Origin of the sequence: Inquilinus sp., from assembly GCF_039594555.1 — a bacterium.
GTDB lineage: Bacteria > Pseudomonadota > Alphaproteobacteria > DSM-16000 > Inquilinaceae > Inquilinus.
This window is the reverse complement of sequence record NZ_JBCNNF010000335.1, coordinates 1-7,621: the sequence shown is the minus strand read 5'-3', so window position 1 is coordinate 7,621 and position 7,621 is coordinate 1. Positions and strand designations below refer to the sequence as shown.

10 protein-coding genes are annotated in these 7,621 nt (G+C 71.7%); 5 read left to right on the top strand and 5 right to left on the bottom strand.

Annotated features, from left to right (window positions below):
• Positions 1–134: 134 nt before the first annotated feature.
• The gene (gene wrbA / locus ABDW35_RS27445) at positions 135–734 is read right to left on the bottom strand and encodes an NAD(P)H:quinone oxidoreductase (RefSeq protein ID WP_343717035.1); all 600 of its coding nucleotides are present in this window, start codon (positions 732–734) and stop codon (positions 135–137) included.
• Positions 735–871: 137 nt separating this feature from the next.
• Positions 872–2,050 (bottom strand): MFS transporter, encoded by a 1,179-nt coding sequence (locus ABDW35_RS27440; protein WP_343717034.1) that lies wholly within the window; start codon positions 2,048–2,050, stop codon positions 872–874.
• A 124-nt stretch (positions 2,051–2,174) separates the two neighbouring features.
• On the opposite strand from ABDW35_RS27440, the gene ABDW35_RS27435 reads away from it, so the two are divergent.
• The 3 genes from ABDW35_RS27435 (at position 2,175) to ABDW35_RS27425 (ending at position 4,328) form a co-directional block, all read left to right on the top strand.
• The gene (locus ABDW35_RS27435) at positions 2,175–2,504 is read left to right on the top strand and encodes a helix-turn-helix transcriptional regulator (protein WP_343717033.1); all 330 of its coding nucleotides are present in this window, start codon (positions 2,175–2,177) and stop codon (positions 2,502–2,504) included.
• 193 nt (positions 2,505–2,697) lie between these two features.
• Positions 2,698–3,546, top strand: a complete 849-nt coding sequence (locus ABDW35_RS27430; protein WP_343717032.1) for a hypothetical protein — start codon at positions 2,698–2,700, stop codon at positions 3,544–3,546.
• A gap of 89 nt (positions 3,547–3,635) precedes the next feature.
• Positions 3,636–4,328 carry a DUF6683 family protein gene (locus ABDW35_RS27425; RefSeq protein ID WP_343717031.1) on the top strand — a complete coding sequence of 231 codons (693 nt, stop codon included), beginning with the start codon at positions 3,636–3,638 and terminating at the stop codon, positions 4,326–4,328.
• Between the two features lie 15 nt (positions 4,329–4,343).
• Here the strand turns inward: ABDW35_RS27425 and ABDW35_RS27420 are convergent, their stop codons facing one another.
• The 3 genes from ABDW35_RS27420 to ABDW35_RS27410 are packed head-to-tail and all read right to left on the bottom strand — an operon-like array spanning position 4,344 to position 6,282.
• Positions 4,344–5,534, bottom strand: coding sequence for an MFS transporter (locus ABDW35_RS27420; protein WP_343717030.1), 1,191 nt, complete (start codon positions 5,532–5,534; stop codon positions 4,344–4,346).
• Positions 5,531–6,091, bottom strand: a complete 561-nt coding sequence (locus ABDW35_RS27415) for an N-acetyltransferase family protein (RefSeq protein ID WP_343717029.1) — start codon at positions 6,089–6,091, stop codon at positions 5,531–5,533. Before ABDW35_RS27415 ends, ABDW35_RS27420 begins: the two co-directional genes overlap by 4 nt.
• Positions 6,064–6,282, bottom strand: coding sequence for a DUF1127 domain-containing protein (locus ABDW35_RS27410; RefSeq protein WP_343717028.1), 219 nt, complete (start codon positions 6,280–6,282; stop codon positions 6,064–6,066). The genes ABDW35_RS27415 and ABDW35_RS27410 overlap by 28 nt, the downstream gene beginning before the upstream one ends.
• Positions 6,283–6,377: 95 nt before the next feature.
• Between ABDW35_RS27410 and ABDW35_RS27405 the strand changes: the two genes are divergently transcribed.
• Both ABDW35_RS27405 and ABDW35_RS27400 read left to right on the top strand, forming a co-directional pair.
• Positions 6,378–7,265: a LysR family transcriptional regulator gene (locus ABDW35_RS27405; protein ID WP_343717027.1), complete on the top strand. Its 888-nt coding sequence runs from the start codon at positions 6,378–6,380 to the stop codon at positions 7,263–7,265.
• Between the two features lie 69 nt (positions 7,266–7,334).
• The coding region (locus tag ABDW35_RS27400) for an NAD(P)H-binding protein (RefSeq protein WP_343717026.1) at positions 7,335–7,621 on the top strand (287 nt) is incomplete at its 3' end.

The window sequence follows — 7,621 nt, the reverse complement described above, 5'->3', positions numbered from 1 at the left end:
CGAGACTGCGCTGGCGTGAGTCGGCTGGCGGTGGTTTCGAGAACCGGAGCGCAGCGGACGTTAAAGTCCGTGAGCACCGGAAGCGGAGAAACCGCCGTCAGACGGCCACGCCAGTAGCAGTATCGGGCGGGCTCTCAGCCGGCCAGCTTCGAGGCGATCTTCGTCACATGCGCGCCCTGGAAGCGGGCGCCGGCGAGCTCGTTGGCGCTCGGCTGGCGCTGGCCCTGGCCGCCGGCGATGGTGGAAGCGCCGTAGGGCGACCCGCCGCTGATCTCGTCCAGCGTCATCTGGCCCTGGAAGGAGTAGGGCAGGCCCACCACCACCATGCCCTGGTGCAGCAGGAAGGTATGGGTGGTCAGGATCGTCGCCTCCTGGCCGCCATGCTGGGTCGCGGTCGAGGTGAAGACACTGCCGACCTTGCCGATCAGCGCGCCCTTCATCCACAGGCCGCCGGCCTGGTCGAGGAAGTTCTTCATCTGCGCGGCCATGGTGCCGAAGCGGGTCGGCACGCCGAAGATCACAGCGTCGTAATCGGCCAGCTCGTCGATGGTGGCGATCGGCGCCGCCTGGTCGAGCTTGAAGTGGGAGGAGCGGGCGACCTCTTCCGGCACCAGCTCGGGCACGCGCTTGATGGTGGGCTCGCCGCCGGCCTCGCGGACGCCCTCGGCCACCGCGGTGGCCATGGTCTCGATATGGCCGTAGGAGCTGTAGTAGAGGACCAGGACCTTCGTCATCGCATCGTTTCCCTTTGCGGACACGCCATCGGCGCTGCTGGGGAAAGGTAACCCCGCCGGACCGCCGGGATAACCCGGCGATCCGGCACAGGATTGTTTCCTGAAACGCGACGATCGGACCCGATCGCGCCCGACGGTCAGGCCGCCTGCGTCGCCGGCGCATCCGCCCGGCGGCGCGCGGTGGCCGCCAGGAGGATGAGGGCGATCGCCGCCGACAGCGCGCCGACCCAGCCCAGGGCGGGGACGCCGCCATGGTCGAGGGTCGCGGCCCCGAGCGCCGAGCCGAAGGCGATGCCGGCATAGAGCGCCGAGGAGTTCAGCGACGCCGCGATCATCCCGACCTCCGGCGCCAGCCGGATCAGCCGCGTGGTCTGCGCCGGGTGGAAGGCCCAGCCGGCGACGGCCCAGACCAGCATCAGCGGCGCGATGGCGAACAGCGCCTGGCCGGTCGGCAGGGTGGTGGCGGCGCCCAGCCCGGCCAGGGTCAGGGCCAGGAAGGCGAGGGCGGCGAGCTGCACCCGCACCGGGCCGATCCGGTCGGTCAGCTGGCCGCCGACGAAATTGCCGATGGCGGAGCCGATGCCGAACAGGAACAGCACCGCGCTGACGCCGTCCGGGCCGATCCCGGCCGTCTGCTCCAGATACGGGGCGATGAAGGTGTAGAGGGTGAACGCCGCCGCGATCCAGAAGAAGGTCACGATCAGGGCCTGCAGCACGGCGGGCCGGCGGGCCACGGCCAGCCGCTCGGCCAGCGTCGAAGCGCCGAGCGGCAGCTTCGCCGGCAGGCCGAAGCGCAGCCCGGCGACCCCGGCCAAGCCGAGGACGGCGACGATGACGAAGGTGGCGCGCCAGTCGGCATGGGCGCCGATCCAGGCGCCGAGCGGCACGCCCAGGGCGGTGGCGATGGTCATGCCGCTGGTCACCGCTGCGATCGCCCGGCCGCGATGGTCGGGCGGCACCAGCGAGGCCGCGACGGCATAGGCGGTGGGCATGAACAGCCCGGCGCTGAGCGCCAGCAGCACCCGGGCGGCGACCAGCTGCCACAGGCTCTGGGCCCCCGCCGCGAGGAGGTTGGAGACGGTGAAGGCCAGCAGCGCGGCCACCAGCAGCCGGCGGCGGTCGAGGCCGCCGCACAGCGCCGACAGGACCGGCGAGCCGACGGCGTAGGCGAGGGCGAAGATGGTGATCAGCTGCCCGGCGCCGGCGACCGAGCTGTGGAAATCCGCGGCGATCGCGGGCAGCAGGCCGGCGATCATCAGGCCTTCGGTGCCGATGGCGAAAGCGCCGATCGCGAGCCAGACCAGGGAGGCGGGCATCGGTGATGTTCCAATGTTCAATGATTGTTGAACTATACGCCCGCGCGCCGGCCGGGCGTCAAGCGGATTGTTCAATAATCGTTGAACATTGAAACGGGGAGGGGGATCGACTAGCTTCTCCGGCATGCGCCCGCCGTTCCAGCCCGACCGCGACCAGCTCGACCTCGTCACCATCCTCGCCGCGCTCAGCGACCCGACGCGGCTCGGCATCGTCGCCACCCTGGCCGATGTTGGCGAGGTGTCCTGCCGCGTCTTCGGCGACGGGGGGAACAAGACCGCGCTGTCCTACCACTATGCCAAGCTGCGGGAGGCCGGCGTCACCTGGACCCGGATCGATGGCACCCAGCGCTTCATCTCGCTGCGGCGCGAGGATCTCGACGCCAAATTCCCCGGGCTGCTGGATTCGATCGTGACAAATGCGCGCAGGGCGACGTCGGCCGAGCCGGCGTCCTAGCGGGGCGGAGGCCAGCGAATCCGCGGCTTCGAGGAAATTTCCGGTTACGAAACGGTAATTTCACGTCCGATGCCTGTGCAGTTATGGTTCCGGCACCGTAGAGGCTCGGGAACGCAGCGGACCCCCGTGTGTTTCGAGCCCAAGAGCCAGCGCAATCCCAGATAGTGACGCCCTTGCGTCGCCGAGTGAGCCCATGCGGACATTCTCCGTCGTCACGACCTGTCACGCCGCCGGCTACGCCGAATACGGCCGCCGCATGATCGAGACCTTCGATCGGCACTGGCCGGACGAGATTCCCCTGATCCTCTACCGCGAGGGCTTCCAGCCGAAGGTGCCGAGCGACCGGATCGTGGTGCGCGACCTGCTCGAGAGCTGCCCGGACCTGGTCGCGTTCAAGCGCCGCCACGCCGACAATCCGCTGGCGCACGGCCAGACCCAGCGCTACCGCTTCAAGCTGCAGCGCAACCCCTACAAGAACCGGATCAAGCTGGGCGAGCGCAACTGGGGCGCCGGCTTCCGCTGGGACGCGGTGCGCTTCGCCCACAAGGCCTTCGCCATCTTCCATGCCGCGAAGACCGCCGACACCGACGTGCTGATCTGGGTCGACGCCGACAGCCTGTTCTTCGCCGCGCCGGACTGGGACGAGCTGGAGAGCTTCGTCCCGCCGGACTGCTTCGTCGGCTGCCTGCAGCGGCCGACCTACACCGAATGCGGATTCCTGGCCTACAATCTGCGCCATCCGGCGACGCGGCAGATGCTGGACGCGTTCGAGCGGCTGTACACCGAGGACGGGCTGTTCCGGGAATACGAGTTCCACGACGCCTATCTGTTCGACGTGGTCCGCCGCCAGATCGAGCAGGCCGGCCACCGCTCGCACGACATCGCCGAAGGCATCGGCGCGCGGGCCAAGCATGTGCTGATCAATTCGGGCCTCGGCCGCTTCATGGACCACGTCAAGGGCGGCCGCAAGGATGCCGGCCACAGCGGGCGCGCCGACCTGGTCGTCGACCGCCGCGAGGCCTACTGGGCGAACTCGGCCTGAGGCAGGGCGGCAGGCGAAGGCCGGCTGACCGCACAGACGTCATCTGACAGTATTATCCCCAGGCCATGGTTCCGGCGGGGAGATCTGCGATGTCGCTCAGAACGGTGCTGCCTGTCTGCGTCGCCCTGCTCGTCCCCGGGGTGGCCCGGGCGCAGTATCAAATGATCAGCCCGATGCTGTTCGAGGGGCCCCGCATCAGCCTGCAGGACCACGTCGACCGCGGCCGCTCCGCCACCAGCTCGACGCTGCAGGCGGATGCGAGGTCGTTCGCCTATCGCCCCGATCCCGCGCGGCGGCGCGCCAACCTCGCCCGGTTCGTCGACAGGAGCCGGGCCGCCGATCCCCAGGGGGCGGACAATCTGGCGGCACTGTTCGCCCAGGGCGACCTGATCGAGCGGATGCGCCCGGAGCTGGCGAAATACGGTCTGGTGATCGACAACGTCGCCGATGCCTACACGGTCTGGTGGATCGCCGCCTGGCAAGCCAGCCGCGGCAGCGATGACGATGTAAGCGCCGCGACCGCCGCCGCGGTCCGCCGCCAGGTGGTGCAGTCGATGGCGTCGACGACCGCGTTCGGCACCGCCGGCGACGCCGCCAAGCAGGAAATGGCCGAGGCGCTCCTCGTCCAGGGCGTGCTGCTGTCGGCCGCGCTCGAGCAGGCGAGGGGCGACCGCGAACAGGAGGCGGCGCTCAGCCGCGCCGCGATCCAGGGTGCGCGCGGCATGGGGATCGACCTCATGGCGATGAATCTGACCGAGAGGGGCTTCGTCCCCGCGCAATAACAGCCAAAGCCAAGCCTAGCGGAGGGCCGCGGAGTCGGGCGCGGCACGGGCCGTGGCGCAGAGCGCCGCGGCGGCGGCCAGGGTGACGGCGGCCAGGGCGGCGGACAGCCACAGCGCCGCGGCTTCGCCCCACCGCTCGATCACCGCGGCATAGACGACCGGCGCCGCGGCCGAGCCCAGGAATCCCGGGACCAGCAGCCTTCCGGCGATGGCGCCGTATCGGCCGGGGTCGAACAGCACCAGCGGCAGCGTGCCGCGGGTGATGGTCAGGAGGCCGTTGCCGGCGCCGTAGAGGAAGGCGAAGGCGATCGCCGCCGTCGGCACCTGCCCGCCCCACAGCCCGGCCACGAAGCACACCGGCAGCAGGGCGGCGGCCGCCAGCGTCAGCGCCGGCGGCGACAGCCCGCCGCCGAACATCACCTCCGCCAGCCGGGCGCCGGACTGGCCGATGCCGCGCAGCGTCGCGATCCACACCGCGACCGGCGCCGCCAGCCCCAGCCCGGCCAGGATGCCGATCATATGCGCCGACATGCCGGCGTTCAGGATGTTGGTCAGGGTCACGATCAGGGCGTAGAGCGCGCCGGCGATCCAGGGCTGCCGCCGGCCTCCGGCCAGGGGCGCCGCCGCCGCCGTGCTCCGCTCGCGTCCCCCGTCATGACCGGCGGGCAGGGTCAGGTGCAGCGGGATGGTCAGCAGGGCAAAGCCGGCATAGGCGAGGACCGCGCCGCGCCAGCCGAAGGCGCCGGCCAGGCTCTCGCCGATCGGCCAGAAGGCGGTGGAGGCCAGGCCGCCCAGCAGCGTGATCTGCGCCATCGGCCTGCGCGCCTCCGCCCCGCCGATCCGGGCCAGCGCGGCGAAGGCGGCGTCGTACAGGGTGCAGCGCATCGCCACGCCCAGCACCAGCCAGGCAGCGTAATACGAGACCGGGTCGCGGGCCAGGGCGAGGCCGATGCAGCCGAGGGCCGACAGCAGCGACCCCGCCGTCATCACCGCGCGGCCGCCATGCCGGTCGATCAGCCGCCCGATCCAGGCCGAGGACAGCCCCATGCCCAGGAGGGCGGCGGAGAAGCCGCCATGCACCAGCGTCTGGCTCCAGCCGGTCTCGGCGATGATCCGTGGCCCGAAGCCGCCGATCAGGTAGTAGGTCGTGCCCCAGCTGACCAGCTGCGCCAGGCCGAGGCAGAGGACCGTGCGGCGCCGGATCAAGCGTCGCGGCCCGGGGCTGGCAGGGTGGTGTCGCCGGGGCCGAGCGGCCGCTGCATCAGCACGCTGTCGACCCAGCGGCCGAACTTGAAGCCGACCGACGGCAGCAGGCCGGCGCGGCGGAAGCCCAGCGCCTCGTGTAGCGCGATCGAGGCGGCATTGCCGCTGTCGCCGATCACCGCCACCATCTGCCGCCAGGGGCCGGCCTCGCAGCGCTCGATCAGCGCGCCCAGCAGCGCCCGGCCGATGCCGCGGCCGGCCATCCCGTCGGCGACATAGACCGAATCCTCGATGGTGTGGCGATAGGCCGGCCGTGGCCGGTAGGCGCCGGCATAGGCATAGCCGACGACGCGGCCGCCGATCTCCGCCGCCAGATAGGGCAGGCCCTGGGCCAGCACCGCGGCCCGCCGCCCCGCCAGCTCCGCCATCTCGGGCGGCACCTCCTCGAAGCTGGCGACGCCGTGCAGCACATGATGGGCATAGATCGCCTGGATGGCCGGCAGGTCGGCCTCGGCGGCGTCGCGGATGGTGATCAGGGAAGCGGGGTGGCGGTCAGGCATCGTCGGTTCGGTCTCTCGGTCGGCGTCGGGCGGTCAGGATCGGCATGCCCGCGCAGCGCCTCGCCGCGGCTGATGCCCAGATCGGCCAGACGCCGGTCGTCGAGCTCCCGCAGGATCTCGACCTGGCGCCGGCGCGACTGCGGCGCGGCGGAGAACCAATGCAGCATCTCGGAGAGCAGGGGGCAAGTCATCGGCTGGGCCCTGGTGGGAACGGGCCGAGATTGCGCTTTGGTGACGGATAAGGGAAATTTGGATATCCAATGCGGATCATAAGGAATTCTTTGGGATGCGCGGCCTCAGCCTCGACCAGCTGCGGACCTTCGCCGAGGTGGTGCGGGCCAGCAGCTTCTCCGGCGCCGCGGCGCGGCTGAACCTGACCCAGCCGGCGGTCAGCCTGCAGATCCGCCAGCTTGAAACCAGGCTCGGCGTCCGGCTGGTCGAGCGGGTCGCCAAGCGGGCCACGCCGACCGCGGCGGGCCGCGACCTGCTGGTCCATGCCGGGCGGATCGAGGCCGAGGTCGCGGCGGCGGTCGAGGCGATGGCGGAGCATGCCGGCGGCGCGCCCGGCCGGGTGCGGGTCGGCACCGGCGCCACCGCCTGCATCTACCTGCTGCCGCCGGTGCTGCGGGCGCTGCGCCGCCGCCTGCCGTCGCTGGAGATCGTGGTCTCCACCGGCAACGCCGTCGACGTGCTGCGCCTGGTGGAGGAGAACGCGCTCGACCTCGGCCTCGTCGCCCTGCCGGCCTCGGGCCGGGCCTTCGCCGTGACGCCGCTGATGGAGGAGGCGTTCGTCGCCGTCGCCCCGGCCGAGGCTGACGACCTGCCGCCGGTGGTGGCGCCGGCGGCCCTGGCCGGCCGGCCGGTGGTGCTGTACGAGCCCGGTGGCCAGACCCGGCGCATCGTCGACGACTGGTTCGCCCGCGCCGGGGTCAGCCTGAAGCCGGTGATGGAGCTGGGCAGCGTCGAGGCGATCAAGGAGCTGGTCGGCGCCGGCCTCGGCTGCGCCATCCTGCCGGCCATGGCGGTGGCGCAGGCGCCGGGCCTGGCGGTGCATCAGCTGGCGCCGCGGCTCAGCCGCCGGCTCGGCCTGGTGCTGCGCCGCGACAAGCCGTTGACCCGCGGCCTGCGCGAGATCATCGCGGCGCTGCACGAGGCGACGCTGGATCGCGCCTGACCCGACCCTGCTGACGGAACCTGACAGCCCGGACGCCTATCCTGTCGATGAATGACAGCGGAGAAGGGCATGTTCATCATCCTCGGCGGCACCGGCCATGTCGGTTCGGCGGCGGCCCGGGCGCTCCTCGACCAGGGGCGGCCGGTCACCATCGTCACGCGCAACCCCGACCGGGCCGAGGGCTGGAAGCGACGCGGCGCCGAGGTCGCGGTGTCGGATGTCCGCGACGTTGATCGCCTGCGGGCGGTGTTCCGCCGGGGCCGGCGGGCCTTCCTGCTCAACCCGCCGGCCGATGTCTCGACCGACACCGATGCCGGGGAGCGCGAGACGGTGCGCTGCATCCTGGCGGCGCTCGA